Consider the following 16,540-nt stretch of genomic DNA (forward strand, 5'->3'; position numbering starts at 1 on the left):
GGCTGACGAATGGACGGGCGGGGGCCAGAGGTGGAAGAACAAGCGGGACAGTCCGTCAGGCCGTTCGAGGTGACGCACCGTCTGGTGCTCGGCATCGCCATTCCCATGACGCTGGGATTCCTGACGACGCCGTTGCTCGGCCTCACCGACACCGCCGTGGTCGGTCATCTCGGTCAGGCCGAAGCTTTGGCTGGTCTGGCGATCGGCGCGATCATCTTTGACCTGATCTATGGCAGCCTCAGCTTCCTGCGCACCTCCACCACCGGGCTTGTGGCGCAGGCCTTCGGCCGCGGCGACCTGCGGGAGCAGCAAGCCGTCTTCTGGCGGGCACTCCTGAGTGCCGCCGGCCTCGGCATCCTCATGCTGGCGCTGTCGCCGATCATCCTCGCGTTTGCGCCGGACCTGATGACCAGCGATGCGGGTGTGGCCGCCGTGACGCGGCAATATTTCGGTATTCGAGTGCTCACCAGCCCGGCGACCTTCGCCAATTTCGCCATCCTCGGCTTCGTGCTCGGCCGCGGCCAGGGCATGCTGGGACTGGTGCTGCAGATCATCCTGAACGGCACGAATATCGTGCTCGCCATTCTGCTCGGCCTCGTCCTCGATTACGGCGTTGCGGGCGTTGCGTGGGCGACGGCTATTGCGGAAGTCACGGCAGTCATGATCGGACTGGTGATCATCAGCCGCCAATTCTCCGCCGAACACCGTCCGAGCCGCGTCGATATCTTCGATACATCAAAGCTTAAACAGCTCTTCCAGCTGAATGCCGATATCCTGATCCGCTCGCTGGTCCTCAACGCCTCCTACGCATTGCTAACCCGGATCGGCTCGAGCTTTGGTGCCGTGACGCTGGCGGCCAATGCGGTGCTGATGAACATCTTCATGCTGTCATCCTTCTTCCTCGACGGGCTGGCAGGCGCTGCCGAGCAGATCACCGGTCGGGCTGTCGGAGCGCGATACCGCCCGTCATTCGACAGGATGCTGAAACTGACCGGCCTCTGGTCCTTCATCATGGCGGGCGCGGTCGGCCTGTTCTTCATCGCCTTCGGAACGCCGCTCATCCATCTCCTCACCACATCGGAAGAGGTACGGCAGGAGGCCTATATCTATCTCGGCTGGGCGGCGATAACGGGGCTTACCGGTGCGCTCGCCTTCCAGATGGATGGCGTGTTCATCGGCGCCACCTGGTCGCGAGAGATGCGCAACATGATGCTTCTATCCTTCGTCGGATATTGCATCGGGCTCGCCGTGCTCGTGCCGCTTTTCGGCAATCACGGGCTCTGGCTGGCGCTGAACATGTTTCTGCTGATGCGCGGCTTTTTCCTGGCGGCCATGGTGCCGCGCAAGGCGCGTCAGAGTTTTCTGTCGGCCCAATAATCGGTGCGGGTATCGCGCAGCTCACGGATCGACGAGACCTTTTCGCGGTCGATCAGCGACGAGAGACCCTTGACGATAACGGAAGCCAGTGCCGGGCCTTCATAAACCATGCAGGAATAAAGCTGCACGAGGTCCGCGCCGGCACGGATCTTTTCCAGCGCGTTTTCCCGGGTCGCCACGCCGCCAACGCCGATGATCGGCAGAGCCGGCCCGACACGCTGGCGCACCTTGGCGAGCACTGAGGTGGCGCGCTCGAAAAGCGGCGCGCCGGAAAGGCCGCCCATCTCCTTCGCCTGCACCTGATCCTTCAACCCGTCGCGAGCGAGCGTGGTGTTGGAGACGATCAGACCATTCAGTGCATGCGAAGTTGCCTCGGCGGCAATGTCGTCCAGCCCTTCTTCCGTCAGATCCGGAGCGATCTTCAACAGGACCGGCACGGAACGGCCGTGGCGCACAGCCTCTTCGTCGCGAGCCGCGAGTACGGCTTCGAGCAGCGTCTTCAGGCTGTCGCGCGCCTGCAGGTCGCGCAGGCCGGGCGTGTTCGGCGAGGAAATGTTGACCGTGAAATAGGTGGCGAGCGCATAGAACTTGCGGATACCCGCGACATAATCCGCCACACGATCCACCGCATCCTTGTTGGCGCCGATATTGACGCCGACGATGCCCGGCGCATTGTGGCGGGCCATCAGGCGCGCAAAGGCGGCATCATGGCCTTCGTTGTTGAAGCCGAGGCGGTTGATGACGCCGCGATCCTCGACCAGCCGAAAAATGCGCGGCTTGTCGTTTCCGGCCTGCGGTTTCGGGGTCACGGTGCCGATTTCGGTAAAACCGAAACCGAGGCGCAGAACGGCGTCCGGCACTTCGGCATTCTTGTCGTAACCGGCGGCAAGGCCGAGCGGGTTCGGGAATTTTATGCCGGCGATCGTCTGCACCAGCCGCGGATCGGCGGGCAAGCGGCAGGCAGGCAGAAGCCCGCTCTTAAGCGCCTTGATCGACAGGCCATGCGCCTTTTCCGGATCGAACGCGAAGAGGCTGCGGGAGGCAATGCCTGAAAACTGACCGATCATGGCATTTTCTCCGGAAAGGCATGGGCGCCGTCGACGCCGAGCAGAAGCGGCATTTCCCAGAGTACCGCCGAGAAAGGCAGCACGCCATAAAGATGCGGGAAAAGATCGCCGCCGCGCGATGGCTCGAATTTCAGAGCATCGCCCAGCAGCAGCGCATTGACCGCCACCAGCATCAGGCCCGCGACGCCGGCGAAATAAAGCCGTGCGGTCTCCTTGGCCTGAGTGCCGGTGGAGAAATGAATATAGCCGTCCTTCAGGTCGATCTCGGCGCCTTCGAAAACGCCTTTTTCCTTCGACTGGCGCCAGAGCGTTTCCGGCACGATCTTGTACACTATATCCGTCATCATCAGCTCTCGAAGCTCTGTTATTTTACGGGAGCGTTTGCCGCAAAGCCCGGCACTTGTCCACCCGGACCACAGGAGGATCACCTCATGAAAATGCTGACATTGGTTATCCCGGCCGCATTTCTATTCGCAGGCGCAGCATTCGCGCAACAGCCCAAAGCCACAGCCGGCGATCCGCAGAACCGCTTCCAGCTGGAACGCACCGAGCACGGCGTCGTCCGGCTGGACCGGCAAACCGGCGAAATGACGCTTTGCCGCGACGAGAACGGCACGCTCGCCTGCCGGATGCAGCCCGACGAACGGGCGGCCTATGACGACGAGATCGACCGGCTCGAAAAACGCGTCACCGCGCTTGAGGAGCGGTTGAGCCAGACGCCGCCCAATGCATTGCCGACCGATGCCGAGGTCGACCGCTCGCTGTCGATCATGGAGCGTTTCATGCGCACCTTCATGGGGATCGTCGGCGAGTTCGAGGACCGCAAGAAGCCGGACGAGCCACAGCCCAACCGTACCTGAAATCCCGCACTTGTGTCGGGACGGCGGTCGGTTTACAACTTCTAAACAAGCAATAGCACGACTATGCTCTTGGGAGGGGGCGTGGGAATGCAGACACTCTCTATCATCATCGCGGACGACCATCCGCTTTTCCGTGGCGCCTTGAGCCAGGCGGTGCGCGGCATCGCCCAGGAACTCGTGATCATCGAGGCCGGCGATTTCGATGCGGCGCGCCAGGCGGCCGCAAACAATCCGGACGCGGATCTGATGCTGCTCGACCTCGCCATGCCAGGTGTCAGCGGCTTTTCCGGACTGATGACGCTTGGGGCGGAATTTTTCGGCCTGCCGATCATCATTGTCTCGGCCACCGACGATTGCAACACGATCCGTCGGGCGCTGGAGCTCGGCGCTTCCGGCTTCATCTCGAAATCTTCGGGCCTCGACGATATCCGCACTGGCGTACAGACGGTGCTGGACGGCGACATCTGGGCGCCTAAGGGCGATCTCAGCATGCCGGAAGAAGATCCGGGCCTCGCCGAACTGATCGACCGGCTGAAGACGCTGACGCCGCAGCAAAGCCGCGTGCTTGCGATGTTGGGCGAAGGCCTGCTCAACAAGCAGATTGCCTATGAGCTCAGCGTTTCCGAAGCAACGATCAAGGCGCATGTCTCCGCCATCCTGCTGAAGCTGAATGTCGACAGCCGCACTCAGGCGGTGATCAAGCTCGGCAAGATCAACATGGCGTTGGTGGCCTGAGGCAAATCCCTGCCGGTGCGAAGACCCTGTCGTATCCAAGTCTAGGCGCTACCCGGATACCGATGGTTTCCGGGCAGTTTGGCCTATATCAGGCAGGATTTTATTCCTCTTTCATCTTTACGAAGTGCCGCAGCTCCGCTAAAATAACGGTGTTCCATACGGCTTGCCGATCTTCGCGGGCCGGGTGAATGGGTTTCGACTGATGGGCGCCGAGCGCCGGCTTGTCCGGCCCGTCTCGCGCACCGGTCGCGGGTCCGGCATTTCGGTCCGGAAGAGACGGGTAACGGCCATGCTGTCACATGAGACGATCTGGACTGCGATCGATACGCTTGCCGAACGTCACCAGATGACGCCATCGGGCCTTGCGCGTCGTGCCGGCCTCGACCCCACCTCCTTCAATAAATCGAAACGGCTTGGTCCGGACGGCCGTCTGCGCTGGCCCTCGACGGAATCAATCGCCAAGGTTTTGGAAGCAACCGGCGCGTCGGTCGACCAGTTCATGAGCTACCTGCCGTCGCCGGTCGGTCGCTCCTCTTTTCCCGACGGGAATTTTCCGCCGCAGGGCGGCACGATCCCGCTTCTGGGCTTTGCGCAGGCGGGTGCCGGCGGCTTTTTTGACGATGGCGGTTTTCCGGCCGGTCAGGGCTGGGATGTGGTGGAATTCCCGGTCGACCCCTCCCGCAAGGCCGGCGTCTATGCGCTGGAAGTCCAGGGCGAGTCGATGATGCCGCTTTATCGCGATGGCGACGTGCTGATCGTCGAGCCCGGTGCGCAGGTGCGCCGCGGCGACCGCGTCGTGCTGAAGACCAAGGAGGGCGAGGTGATGGCGAAAGTTCTGGCTCGTCAGAGCGCCCGTTCCGTCGAGCTTCTTTCGCTCAACCCGGAACATGCGAACCGCAGTTTCGATATGGCGGACGTGGAATGGATGGCGCGTATCATCTGGGCAAGCCAGTAAACCGATCCCCGACCATTCGATAGGAAAGAATTCTTTGGAAGCCGCCGCTCAATAAAGCCCGTTCGGAAAATAGCGCAGGTAGATATCCTGCAGGCGGCCATTGCGCGAGAGAGCATTGAGCGCCTGATCGAAGGCGGCATTCAAGACAGGATCACCCTTGCGCATCATTACCGACAGGCCTTCGCCCAGGAATTTTTCAGACAGATAGGACCCGTCGAAAAGGGCGCAACATTTTGCCGATGCTTCGCCGGCGATCCAGAAGGGCAGTCGCAGACCATCGGCAAAGACAGCATCCACCTTGCCGGTTTTCAACGCATCCAGCATGGCCTCGAACGTATCGAAAGGCGTTGCCGTCGCCTTTGGGAAAAAGGCTTTCAGCATCACTTCATGGGCGGTGCCCGCCACGACCCCGACGGTTCTGCCGGCCAACGCTGTGGCCGTATTGCCATTGATCTTTGCAGCATTGTTGACCGCAAAGCGCGCCGGGACGCTGAGATAGGGACGGGAAAAGGCGAAACGCTTGCGCAGTTCCGGTGTCACGGCGATACCGGCCATGACCGCCTCGCCCGCGCCGCCTTCCAGCGTCTTTTCGAGATCAGCGAACGGCAGGGCCTGGATCTGGCATTTTGCGGCGATCTGAAGCTCTGTGCAGATTTCGCGGGCAAGATCGATGTTGAAACCGGAAAGCCGACCTGTCTGGTCGGCGAAGTTGAAGGGCGGAAAATCGACCGACGTGAGGATCCGGACGCGCAACACGGTTGACAGGTCCGGACGCGAAAGACGTTCCCTTGCGTCGAATGTCAGCGGCATATCGCTCCCGGCTGCAGAAACAGAGGAGCTGGACGCGAAAACCCCGGCAACAACGACGAAAAGCCGCAGCAAGTTGAAAAACCCCCGGATTTTCGGGGATGCAATCATGGGGTGCATCTCTATGATCCATACTGGAACAGATTGGGGGTGCCTTCGCAAGACGGGCGCCGGGGTATTGGTGTAACAGAGTCATGCGGTTAGGGGAATATCCACCGGCGGCGATACCGGCGCGCGACGATGTGCGGCCGCGTTTCCTTCAGGCCATCGAGCCATCATTGGATGACAGAGCCCGGGACGACAACGATCCGGAGCTTGCAGCACTTGCCAGCCTCGGCTTTTCCAAGCCGCTGCTTGCCACGCTTTCCGAGCGGGCAAGCCGAAACGGAACCAGTGTCGAAAGCGAGCTGCTTCAAAGCGGACAGGTGGAGGAAACCGCCTATTACGCCGCCATGGCGCGTTTTCTGCGCCTCGATTTCCTCGAAACCGTAGATCCGGCCTTCGTCGCCGACAGCCCGGTTCTCGATACCCAATTGCATCTGCCCAATTCGATCCGCATCGCCTATCGCTACCGCGCGCCGCAGAATGCGATCGTGCCCGATGCGGCGCGGCTTGCCGATCTTGCCGCCACGCTCCAGACGCTGCCGCAGCTCAGGCATGGCCTGGCGATCACCACGCCCTCCGCAATCCGGCGCGCGGCCTGGAAGGCCGGGGGCGACCGGCGGGCACGCGACGCCGTCCGCCATCTCTTCGATCGTTTTCCGCTGTTTTCCGCCCGCATCGTGCTGGCCGGACCGCAGGGGTTTTATGCAGGGCTGGGTTTTGCAATCCTGCTTTCGGCTCTGGTCGTCATCCCGGTCGAAACGCTCGATTTCCTGCATGTGGGACTGTCGCTCATCTATCTCGCCTCGCTGCTCCTGCGTCTTCTCGCCGTGGCGCTGCAGCGCATCTCGCCGCGGCCGCATATTCACCTTGCCGATCCTTCCGGCCCGTTGCCGCATTATACGGTCATGGTGGCGCTTTATCGCGAGGCGGCCGTGGCCCGCCAGCTCGTCGACAGCCTGAGACGGATCGACTGGCCGCATTCGCTGCTCGACATCAAGCTCGTCTGCGAGGAAGACGATCACGCAACGATCGCAGCGCTCAGCGCCCTCGATCTCGAACCGCATTTCGAAATCGTCGAAGTTCCGGATTTCGGACCGCGCACCAAGCCCAAGGCGCTCACCTATGCGCTGGTCGCTGCCCGTGGCGAATTTCTCGCCATCTACGACGCGGAAGACCGGCCGCATCCGCAACAATTGCGGGAAGCCTATCGGCGTTTCCGCAACGTAGCGGACAGGATCGCCTGTCTTCAGGCGCCGCTCGTCATCACCAATGCGCGGGAAAGCTGGATCAGCACACTGTTCTCGATCGAATATTCCGGGCTTTTCCGCGGCCTTCTGCCCGTGCTGGCCCGTTTTGGCATGCCGCTGCCGCTCGGCGGTACGTCCAATCATTTCAGGACGGCTGCTCTGCGGGCTGCCGGCGGATGGGATCCGTTCAATGTCACGGAAGATGCCGATCTCGGCCTCAGGCTTTACCGGCTGGGTTACCGGGCCGAAACGCTGGTTCGCCAGACACTGGAGGACGCGCCCACCGAAGCAGGCGTCTGGATGGGCCAGCGCAGCCGCTGGTTCAAAGGCTGGCTGCAGACCTGGCTGGTGCTGATGCGCTCACCTTTGCGGCTCCGGCGTGAAATGGGGACCGGGGCCTTCTTTGTCTTCCAGCTGATGATCGGCGGCATGCTGATGTCGTCGCTCATGCACCCGCTGATCCTCGTCTTTGTCGGCATCGGCGCCTATGCAATGATGGAAGCGCCGGTAGAAGGGGTTTCGGCCCGGGTATTTTCGCTTTTCGTCATCGATCTCACCAATATTCTGGGCAGTTATGCCGTGTTCATGGCACTTGGCATGGGTTCGATGATCCCGCATGAGAAACGGATGGTCGGATATCGCTGGGCCGGCCTGCCGCTCTACTGGCTGATGATCTCGGCGGCCGCCTGGCGGGCGGTGCTGGAGCTGCGCACGAAACCCTTCTACTGGAACAAGACGCCGCACAAGCCTGCGGGAAACCGGCCCTGAAGCGTCTGAAAGGGCAAGCTCTTGGCCTCCACCATTAGGGCAGCATTAAACATTCTCCCTTTTAGTATTGTATGACAAACGGCCAACCGGCCAGACGCATGATGCGGCGTGTCATGCCTCTTCGAGGCGGTTCACAATTTCATAATCCATTACGGCGACGGACAGGCTCCGGCGCGGGCAGGACTCCATGTTGAAGAATATGAAAATCCGGACGAAGATCCTTTCGGTCGTCGTTCTTCTTGGCCTCGTTTCGGTCGCCGGTCTCATCTACATCGTCCACGAATTCAAGGGCGCCGACCAGCAATACGCCACGTTCATCGACCATGAGGCGCTGGCGGCCATGCAGGCCTCGCGCGCCAATGCTTCGGTCCTGTCCTCCGTGCTGCAGGCGAGCTTTTCCTTGAACCTGCCCGCCGGCTCGAAGGAATCGGAAGCAGCCGCCAAGGCCGCCTCGAAATTCGGCCAGGCTCGCGAACGCCTGCAGTCGGCAGCCGAACTGGTGCCGAGCCGCAAGGCCGCCTCCGACGAACTGATCGCCGAAGTAACCGCGCTCGAACAGACGACCCTGAAGGCGCTCGACGTGCGTAAATCCGGCGACGAGAAGGCTGCGGCGGAAGCGATCGCCAAGGTCAGCGCCGGCATTGCCGCGCTGACGCCGAAGATGATCGCCAACAACGACGCGCTGATGAAGCTGCTCGATGATGGCGGTGATGAGCTTTCCGATACCGTCAACAGCCGCATCAACCTCTGCTTCGCCATTATCGGTCTCGCCACGCTGGCGCTGATCGGCTTCGGCATCTATGTCGCCCAGGCCGGCATCACCTCGCCGCTCAACATGCTGCGCGAGCGCATGAAGTCGCTCGCCGACGGTGCCACGGACGCGGAAATCCCCGGCCGCGAACGCCACGACGAAATCGGCTTGATGGCCGAGGCCGTGCAGATCTTCCGCGGCAACGAGATCGAGCGCGTGCATCTGGAAGCCCGCTCGGCTGCCGACCGCGACCTCAGCGACCGTGAACGCCACGACCGCGACACCCAGCGCAATTCCGAACAGCGTGAGCTGGAACAGGCGATCAACTCGCTCGGTGATGCGCTGCAGCGGCTTTCCGCCGGTGACCTTGCCTCGCGAATCGATACGACGTTTGCCCCGAACCTCGACTCGCTGCGCCACGACTTCAACAATTCGGTCGGCAAGCTGAACGAAACGATGCTTGCCGTCGGCGCCAATACGGCGGCGATCAATGCCGGTGCCAACGAAATCCGCTCGTCGGCCGATTCACTATCCAAGCGCACCGAACAGCAGGCAGCTTCCGTCGAAGAGACCGCGGCTGCGCTGGAAGAAATCACCACGACGGTGAAGGATGCCGCCAAGCGCGCTGCAGAAGTCAGCGCGCTCGTCACCCGCACCCGCAGCGGTGCGGAAAAGTCGAGCGAAGTCGTCCGCAAGGCGGTCGGCGCCATGCACGAGATCGAAAAGTCTTCGGGCGAGATCTCCAACATCATCGGCGTCATCGACGACATCGCCTTCCAGACCAACCTTCTCGCTTTGAACGCAGGTGTCGAGGCTGCCCGTGCCGGTGAGGCCGGCAAGGGCTTTGCGGTTGTCGCCCAGGAAGTCCGCGAACTTGCCCAACGCTCCGCCAATGCGGCGAAGGAGATTAAAGCGTTGATCACCGCATCGGGCGCGCATGTCGAAACCGGCGTCGCTCTCGTCGGCGAGACCGGCAAGGCGCTGGAGACGATCCTGCACGAAGTGCTCGAGATCAACGGCCATGTCCACGCCATTGCCGACGCTTCGCGCGAACAGTCGATCGGGTTGCAGGAGATCAACACCTCGGTCAACGCCATGGACCAGGGCACCCAGCAGAACGCCGCGATGGTGGAAGAATCGACCGCCGCCAGCCACACGCTTGCGACCGAGGCGACCTCGCTTGCCAACCTGCTCGGCCAGTTCAAGTTGACGGGTACGGGCGGGTATGTGTCGACCTCGGCACCTGCTACCCATCGCCCGGTCTCTCGCCCTGCGCCGGTTGCTGCAAAACCAGCCGTACGCGCCGTTACCGGCAACGAAGCTCGCCCGGCCGCATCGCCGGCCCGCGCGCTCAGCCAGAAACTCGCCGGCGCCTTTGGCGGCGGGGCTTCTGCTGCCGCCAGCGACAAGGCGGAGTGGACGGAATTCTGAGCTTTAGCCGCATACTCTACCGCTCGAGGAATGGCGCCCCGCAAAGGGCGCCATTTTGTTTTCAGGCACGGTTCTGCGCAATCAGGAAACATCCCGCAATGCGACTGCGTGCAGCCAACGATGATGCGCGTACTATGTCCGGTTGAGGAAGTCGCGGATCAGTCCGGAAATCTCTTCCGGCTTATCCTCGAAGCAGTAGTGTCCTGCATCGGGCAAGATTTCGATCGGGGCCTCGGGAAAGAGTTCTGCAAAGAGTGGCAGGAAGTGTTCCGCGTGAAGTGTCCGGTCCGCCCCGCCCCATATCGCCAAGGCAGGCTTTCCACGGATTTCGCGAATGGCTGCGGCATCGGGCACCTCAAACCGATGTGTGCCGTTTGCAAATCCCTTCGCCCAGCCGATCGCTCCGAGGCAATCGATCGGCGTTGCAAACGGTGCACCATAGGCGTCGATGAAACTATCGTTGATGATCGCATTGTTCTCGAAGCCGTTCAGTTTCAGCGTGCTCAGGATATTGTAGCCGAGCTGCTCGAGAACGGTCTCGAGAGTGCCCTCGCCTTCAGCTTTGAGAATCCACTGAAACCACGGCGAGATTGCCGTATTTGCCTTGGCGCGATCGAACATGCCCGCCTGGCCGAACGGCGTGGGTCCATTCGCCGGGATGACGCGGCGGATACGGTCAGGGTAACGGGCGGCGATCCCCATCCCCACCGGCCCGCCAAAATCGTGCATGACAAGCGTAATATCACGCAGATCGAGCTCCAGAATAAACCTCTCCAGATTGTCGATGTGATCATGGAGCCAATAGCTGCGGTTCGAAGGGGTCTCGCTTTTACCGAATCCCATGTGATCCGGAACGATCACCCGATGCGTGGGGCGGAGCGTGGCAATCAGGTGGCGGAATAGATAGCCCCATGTCGGTTCGCCATGCAGGCAAAGAACAACCTCGCCGTCACGCGGCCCCTCATCGACATAGTGCATTTGAAATCCTGCAGCCGCGGTGAACTGCGGAGCAAAGGGGAAAGTCCCCGAGAAATTGGCATTGGCATGAATCACAATCGTTCTCCAGATGTGGTTTTAATTTGCAACCGCACGGTTGATAGCTCTTGTGGTTTTAATTTGCAACCGATATATGATCGAAGGGCCGGTCGAGACGCTTACGCACACTCCGCCGGATCGAGATGTCCGATGAAAGCGGGTTCGCCATGGCCAAGAGAGTTAGTCACCAAAAGTCCCTTTGCGGTGTGGCCAGACCACTGGACGCGATCGGCGACTGGTGGTCGCTGTTGATTATCCGCGATGCATTCGATGGATTGAGCCGCTTCGGAGAATTTCAGAAGAGCTTGGGCCTGGCGAAGAACATCCTGTCAGCGCGACTTCGCAATCTGGTATCGCATGGGATCATGGAGACCATCCCGGCGTCCGACGGCGGCCCCTATCAGGAATACGTCCTCACCGCGAAGGGGCGCAGCCTCTTCCCGGTTCTCGTAGCACTTCGCCAATGGGGAGAGGAATTCTTCTTCGAACCCGACGAACCGCATGTGATGCTGGTGGATAAGCTCAATGGAATTCCGGTAAAACGCCTGCAGCTTCACGCCGAAGATGGCCGTGTTGTCGATTCAACCGATACCATAATCAGGTTTCCGGTGATCTAAAGCGATCGATCGAAACGGAAGCGACATGATCTGACAGAAGCGACGTGTCGTTGATTTTGAGGTTTTGAAGAAGCTGGAGCGGGTGAAGGGAATCGAACCCTCGTATTCAGCTTGGGAAGCTGCTGCTCTACCATTGAGCTACACCCGCGCGATGGCGCCAGACTTCCAACAGAAGCGGCCGGCTGTCAAGACTATCTCCTTGGCCGGCCATCTCTCGTCAGACGCGAAAATGCTTCGAGAGCTTCAGGCCCTGGGCCTGGTAGTTGGAGCCGACACCGGAGCCGTAGAGGCCTTCGGGGTGTTCCATCATGTGCTCGTAGACCAAGCGTCCGACGATCTGGCCGTCTTCGAGGATGAAGGGGACTTCGTGGCTGCGAACTTCAAGCACGGCACGGCTGCCGCGGCCGCCGGCGGCTTCGTGGCCGAAGCCGGGGTCGAAGAAGCCGGCGTAGTGAACGCGGAATTCGCCGACCAGCGGGTCGAAGGGGGTCATCTCGGCTGCGTAAAGCGGCGGCACGTGGACGGCCTCGCGGGAGACGAGGATGTAGAACTCGTCCGGATCAAGGATCAGTTCGTTGCGGCCGCGACTGTAAAGCGGCTCCCAGAAATCGAAGAGATCGTGCTGCGCCTTCTTGTCGACATCGACGACCGCCGTGTGGTGTTTGCCGCGATAACCGATCAGGCCTTCCTTGTCGCCCGACAAGTCGATGGACAGCGCGATGCCGCCACCGGAAACATTCGGGTTCGAGGCCGCAACCAGCGTCTCGTCATTGTGGAGTTGCTGCAGTTCCGGCTCGCCGAGCAGCGCATTGCCGATGCGGAAGCGGATCTGCGACAGGCGCGAGCCGCGGCGCACGACGATCGGAAAGGTACGCGGCGAGATTTCGAGATAGAGCGGTCCGGAATAACCGGCCGGGATCTTGTCGAATTCCTGGGCGTAATCGGTGATGACGCGCGTGAAGATATCGAGGCGTCCGGTCGAGCTTTTCGGATTGGCGGAGGCCGACATGCCGGTCGGCAGGTCAAGCTTTTCCATCAGCGGCACGATATAGACGCAGCCGGTCTCCAGCACCGCGCCTTCCGACAGGTCGATGACGTGCAGCTTCAGCCGGTCGAGCTTGTCGGAAACGAGATGGTTCGGCCCCGGCATGAAGCTTGCGCGCACGCGAAAAGCCTTGGCACTGAGCCTCAGATCCAAGCTTGCCGGCTGTATCTGGTCGCGGTCCAGCTCCTTCTCGGAGGAGAGCCTGCCACTGTCGAAAAGCGCCGCGATTGCGCGGTCCGCCAGAATTCCTGTTTCGCGAGCCATCATGTCTCTTTCATTGTTGAAGGGACAAAACCAAAAGCGGGGCATTGACGCAAGTCGCGCTCAAGCGTATGCCAATCTTATCCCGTGGTGATTTGGCCGGTCGGCTTGCAGCCACGTTAAATAAGTGGCTAAAAAGACCGGGTGCGAAACCGGTCTGCTATTGCGACCGGTTTTTTTGTTCTGAATGGGGAACACGCATGACTAAGAATTGGCGCCCGGCAACCCAGCTCGTACATGGCGGCACGTTGCGCTCGCAATATGGCGAAATGTCCGAAGCGATCTACCTGACGCAAGGGTTCGTCTACGAGAATTCCGAAGCTGCCGAAGCGCGCTTCAAGGGCGAGACGGAAGGTTTCATCTACGCCCGCTATGGCAGCCCCACCAATGACATGTTCGAAAAGCGCATGTGCATGCTGGAAGGCGCCGAAGACGCCCGCGCCACGGCATCGGGCATGGCCGCCGTTACCGCCGCCATCCTCTGCCAGCTGAAGGCCGGCGACCATATCGTTGCGGCCCGCGCCCTGTTCGGCTCCTGCCGCTGGGTGGTCGAGACGCTCGCTCCGAAATACGGCATCGACTGCACACTGATCGACGGCCGCGACCTTGCCAATTGGGAAAAGGCGATCACGCCGAAGACCAAGGTGTTCTTCCTGGAAAGCCCGACCAACCCGACGCTGGAAGTGGTCGATATTGCCGGCGTCGCCAAGCTCGCCAACCAGATCGGCGCCAAGGTCGTAGTCGATAACGTCTTCGCCACCCCGCTCTTCCAGAAGCCGCTGGAACTCGGCGCGCATATCGTCGTCTATTCCGCCACCAAGCATATCGACGGCCAAGGCCGCTGCCTCGGCGGCGTGGTGCTGTCCGACAAGGCCTGGATCGACGAGAACCTGCACGACTATTTCCGCCATACCGGCCCCGCCATGTCGCCGTTCAACGCCTGGACGCTCCTGAAGGGCGTCGAGACGCTGCCGCTGCGCGTCAAACAGCAGACGGCCAATGCCGCCAAGGTCGCCGACTTCCTGGCCGACCAGAAGCAGGTCGCCAAGGTGATCTATCCGGGCCGCAAGGACCATCCGCAGGCGGATATCATCGCCCGGCAGATGACGGGCGGCTCGACGCTGATCTGCTTTGAGCTGAAGGGCGGCAAGGAAGCGGCCTTCAAGCTGCAGAATGCGCTCGATATCGTCACCATCTCCAACAACCTTGGCGACACGCGCAGCCTGATCACCCATCCGGCCACGACGACGCACAAGAACCTGTCGGACGAGGCCCGCGCGGAACTCGGCATCACGCCCGGCACCGTGCGTCTTTCGGCCGGTATCGAGGACACGGACGATCTCCTGGAAGATTTCGCCAAGGCGCTGGCCGCCGTCGGCGTATAATTTCGGCGGTCGGCCGTATGACTGAGAAATGATGAATCCTTGCGGAAGGATTTACCATTTCAGTTATCCCTAACTTCAAGAAGTGCTCACGCCTGGTTGTTCAAGTCGCGAGATTTCTTGACGTTTCCGCTCCCACGTACAATATCGGATACCTGAGTATCGTGAGGGGCAGTATGTACCGCGCCCGGACAAGAGACATCGAAGTGGCTGTCGAGCCCTTTTATCTGGAGGAGCAATCCAGTCCGGAAGACAGCCGCTATGTCTGGGGTTATCGTATCGTCATCGAAAACCATTCGCTGCTGACGGTGAAGCTCGTGCATCGCTACTGGCACATTACCGATCAGAATGGTCTCGTCGACGAAGTCGACGGCCCCGGTGTCGTCGGCGATCAGCCTCGGCTCGAGCCGGGTGACAGCTACGAATATTCATCCGGCTGCCCGCTGGACACGCCTTCCGGCATGATGTTCGGCCATTACGACATGCAGACCGATGAAGGTGAGACCTTCAAGGTAACGATCCCGGCCTTTTCGCTGGACAGCCCCGGCCTGATGCGCGTCCTCAACTGACGCTCCTCTCATCAACTCCTCCCTTGGTCATCTGATCATTTCTGAAAATCTGAGCTGCGTTTCGTTCGACGCAAGCTTCCAGCACGCTTGCGTCGATATTCCCGATGGGGTTGAGCAGGCGTTGCAGTTGATCAAGGGATTTGAATGACAACGAGTGATAAGGGTGAGGCCGCGGGTCTTGTCGGGCGGTCTCTGAACGAAGCGATGCATTTCCATGCTATGGGAGATCTGGATCGCGCCGAAAAACAATATGTTCAGGTTCTGTCGAAAGAGTACCGCACCACGGACATCCTGCCGCTTCTGGCAAGCGTCGTGGCCAAGCGGGGCGATGCGGAAGCCGCCATCTACTACTGGGACAAGCTGCTCGCCATCGATCCCCGGCATCTGACCGGCTATCTCGAAAAGGCAAATCTGCTGCGCGGCATGGGCAAGACGGCGGAAGCCATCACCTGCTACGAGATCGCGCGCACGATCGCGCCGGAAAACCCGCTGATCCGCAACAATCTCGCCGTCACGATGGCGGAATTCGGCCGCAAGGACGACGCGCTGCAGGAATTCAACCACGTGCTGCGGCTGCAGCCGGGCAATATCAACGCGTATCACCAGATGCGCCGGCTTTCGACCTCGATCGTGCCCTTCTGGCATGTGGCGATGATGAATGACGTCTCACGCAACGACGCCTTCGAAGCCGCCATCCTGAAGGCGATCGAAATGCGCGGCAAGGATGCCCAGATTCTCGATATCGGCTCCGGCAGCGGCCTTCTGTCGATGATGGCGGCCCGTGCCGGCGCCACCAATGTCGTCACCTGCGAAAGCGTGCCGGTGATCGCCCGCATGGCGGAAGCCATCGTCGCAGACAATGGTTACTCCGAACAGGTGAAGGTGGTGTCGAAACCTTCGACGGGTCTTTCCGTCGGCAAGGAGCTCTCTGCCAAGGCGGAAATCCTGGTCTCCGAGATCCTGTCGAGCGACCTTCTGGCCGAGCATGTGCTCAGCACGTTCGAGGATGCGCAGAGCCGGCTTTTGACCGACGATGCGATCGTCATCCCCCAGCGTGCCGCCGCCATCGGCTGCCTCGTCTCCAGCCAGACGCTGACCGACTACAGCCATGTGAAAACTGTTTCCGGCTTCAACGTTCAACGCTTCAACGGCCTCGCCCCGATGGCTCTGCCGATCCACGGCACGATGAGCGACTGGACGCGCCTCTCCGACGACTTCGAGATCACTTCGGTCGATCTCACCCGCAAGACCTTCGAGGCCGAACTGCGACAGGTGGCGATCCCGGTCACGACCAGCGGCACGGTCGTCGGCGTTGTGCAGTGGATGCATGTCGACCTGCTCGACGACATCACCTTCGCCAACCACCCGGACGATTATCACGACGGCGGCTGGCTGCAGATCCTGCACCCCTTCCCCGAGCCGATTGCGGTAGAAGCTGGCTCAAGCCTTAATCTGCTGGTCGGCCACGACAAGAAGAGCCTGATCGTGCTTCCGGGACCGCAAAAGCGGGCGGCGTCAAAGAACTGAT

The 16,540-nt window shown here is 61.0% G+C and carries 15 protein-coding genes, 1 tRNA gene and 1 riboswitch; of the genes, 10 read left to right on the forward strand and 6 right to left on the reverse strand.

Annotated elements, in window-relative coordinates:
• Positions 1 to 9: 9 nt before the first annotated feature.
• Positions 10 to 1,377, forward strand: coding sequence for an MATE family efflux transporter (locus tag KX729_RS17425; protein WP_219743765.1), 1,368 nt, complete (start codon positions 10 to 12; stop codon positions 1,375 to 1,377).
• On the opposite strand, the gene KX729_RS17430 is transcribed toward KX729_RS17425, so the two are convergent.
• Together KX729_RS17430 and KX729_RS17435 are read right to left on the reverse strand one after the other, a co-directional pair.
• The gene (locus KX729_RS17430; protein WP_219743766.1) at positions 1,353 to 2,444 is read right to left on the reverse strand and encodes a quinone-dependent dihydroorotate dehydrogenase; all 1,092 of its coding nucleotides are present in this window, start codon (positions 2,442 to 2,444) and stop codon (positions 1,353 to 1,355) included. The genes KX729_RS17425 and KX729_RS17430 overlap by 25 nt on opposite strands.
• Entirely contained in the window at positions 2,441 to 2,791 is a 351-nt protein-coding gene (locus KX729_RS17435; protein WP_219743767.1) for a DUF952 domain-containing protein, read from the reverse strand. Before KX729_RS17435 ends, KX729_RS17430 begins: the two co-directional genes overlap by 4 nt.
• A gap of 84 nt (positions 2,792 to 2,875) precedes the next feature.
• Between KX729_RS17435 and KX729_RS17440 the strand changes: the two genes are divergently transcribed.
• The 3 genes from KX729_RS17440 (at position 2,876) to KX729_RS17450 (ending at position 4,994) form a co-directional block, all read left to right on the forward strand.
• Entirely contained in the window at positions 2,876 to 3,304 is a 429-nt protein-coding gene (locus tag KX729_RS17440; RefSeq protein ID WP_219743768.1) for a hypothetical protein, read from the forward strand.
• Positions 3,305 to 3,391: 87 nt separating this feature from the next.
• Complete coding sequence (locus KX729_RS17445; RefSeq protein WP_219743769.1) at positions 3,392 to 4,039, forward strand: response regulator transcription factor; 648 nt, start codon at positions 3,392 to 3,394, stop codon at positions 4,037 to 4,039.
• A 289-nt stretch (positions 4,040 to 4,328) separates the two neighbouring features.
• Positions 4,329 to 4,994: a S24 family peptidase gene (locus tag KX729_RS17450; RefSeq protein WP_219743770.1), complete on the forward strand. Its 666-nt coding sequence runs from the start codon at positions 4,329 to 4,331 to the stop codon at positions 4,992 to 4,994.
• 48 nt (positions 4,995 to 5,042) lie between these two features.
• Here the strand turns inward: KX729_RS17450 and KX729_RS17455 are convergent, their stop codons facing one another.
• Complete coding sequence (locus tag KX729_RS17455; RefSeq protein ID WP_219743771.1) at positions 5,043 to 5,921, reverse strand: transporter substrate-binding domain-containing protein; 879 nt, start codon at positions 5,919 to 5,921, stop codon at positions 5,043 to 5,045.
• A 158-nt stretch (positions 5,922 to 6,079) separates the two neighbouring features.
• On the opposite strand from KX729_RS17455, the gene KX729_RS17460 reads away from it, so the two are divergent.
• Together KX729_RS17460 and KX729_RS17465 are read left to right on the forward strand one after the other, a co-directional pair.
• Positions 6,080 to 7,921 (forward strand): glycosyltransferase family 2 protein, encoded by a 1,842-nt coding sequence (locus KX729_RS17460; protein ID WP_246617679.1) that lies wholly within the window; start codon positions 6,080 to 6,082, stop codon positions 7,919 to 7,921.
• Between the two features lie 187 nt (positions 7,922 to 8,108).
• Entirely contained in the window at positions 8,109 to 10,103 is a 1,995-nt protein-coding gene (locus KX729_RS17465; RefSeq protein ID WP_219743773.1) for a methyl-accepting chemotaxis protein, read from the forward strand.
• Between the two features lie 132 nt (positions 10,104 to 10,235).
• Here the strand turns inward: KX729_RS17465 and KX729_RS17470 are convergent, their stop codons facing one another.
• A complete protein-coding gene (locus tag KX729_RS17470) occupies positions 10,236 to 11,156 on the reverse strand; it encodes an alpha/beta fold hydrolase (protein ID WP_312991117.1) in 921 nt (306 codons plus the stop codon).
• A 149-nt stretch (positions 11,157 to 11,305) separates the two neighbouring features.
• On the opposite strand from KX729_RS17470, the gene KX729_RS17475 reads away from it, so the two are divergent.
• Positions 11,306 to 11,755, forward strand: coding sequence for a winged helix-turn-helix transcriptional regulator (locus KX729_RS17475; RefSeq protein ID WP_219743774.1), 450 nt, complete (start codon positions 11,306 to 11,308; stop codon positions 11,753 to 11,755).
• 74 nt (positions 11,756 to 11,829) lie between these two features.
• Here the strand turns inward: KX729_RS17475 and KX729_RS17480 are convergent.
• Together KX729_RS17480 and KX729_RS17485 are read right to left on the reverse strand one after the other, a co-directional pair.
• Positions 11,830 to 11,903 (reverse strand) — tRNA-Gly (locus tag KX729_RS17480).
• 69 nt (positions 11,904 to 11,972) lie between these two features.
• Complete coding sequence (locus KX729_RS17485) at positions 11,973 to 13,067, reverse strand: 2'-deoxycytidine 5'-triphosphate deaminase (protein ID WP_219743775.1); 1,095 nt, start codon at positions 13,065 to 13,067, stop codon at positions 11,973 to 11,975.
• Positions 13,068 to 13,138: 71 nt separating this feature from the next.
• A riboswitch (SAM riboswitch) is annotated at positions 13,139 to 13,217 on the forward strand.
• Positions 13,218 to 13,261: 44 nt separating this feature from the next.
• Here KX729_RS17485 and KX729_RS17490 point away from each other — a divergent pair.
• The 3 genes from KX729_RS17490 to KX729_RS17500 all read left to right on the forward strand — a co-directional run bounded on the left by KX729_RS17490 (position 13,262) and on the right by KX729_RS17500 (position 16,539).
• Entirely contained in the window at positions 13,262 to 14,446 is a 1,185-nt protein-coding gene (locus tag KX729_RS17490) for an O-succinylhomoserine sulfhydrylase (RefSeq protein ID WP_219743776.1), read from the forward strand.
• A gap of 173 nt (positions 14,447 to 14,619) precedes the next feature.
• A complete protein-coding gene (apaG, locus tag KX729_RS17495) occupies positions 14,620 to 15,012 on the forward strand; it encodes a Co2+/Mg2+ efflux facilitator ApaG/CorD (RefSeq protein WP_219743777.1) in 393 nt (130 codons plus the stop codon).
• Positions 15,013 to 15,156: 144 nt separating this feature from the next.
• The gene (locus KX729_RS17500) at positions 15,157 to 16,539 is read left to right on the forward strand and encodes a tetratricopeptide repeat protein (RefSeq protein ID WP_219743778.1); all 1,383 of its coding nucleotides are present in this window, start codon (positions 15,157 to 15,159) and stop codon (positions 16,537 to 16,539) included.
• Position 16,540 lies beyond the last annotated feature (1 nt).

Source organism: Neorhizobium populisoli (assembly GCF_019430945.1).
Lineage (GTDB): Bacteria > Pseudomonadota > Alphaproteobacteria > Rhizobiales > Rhizobiaceae > Neorhizobium > Neorhizobium populisoli.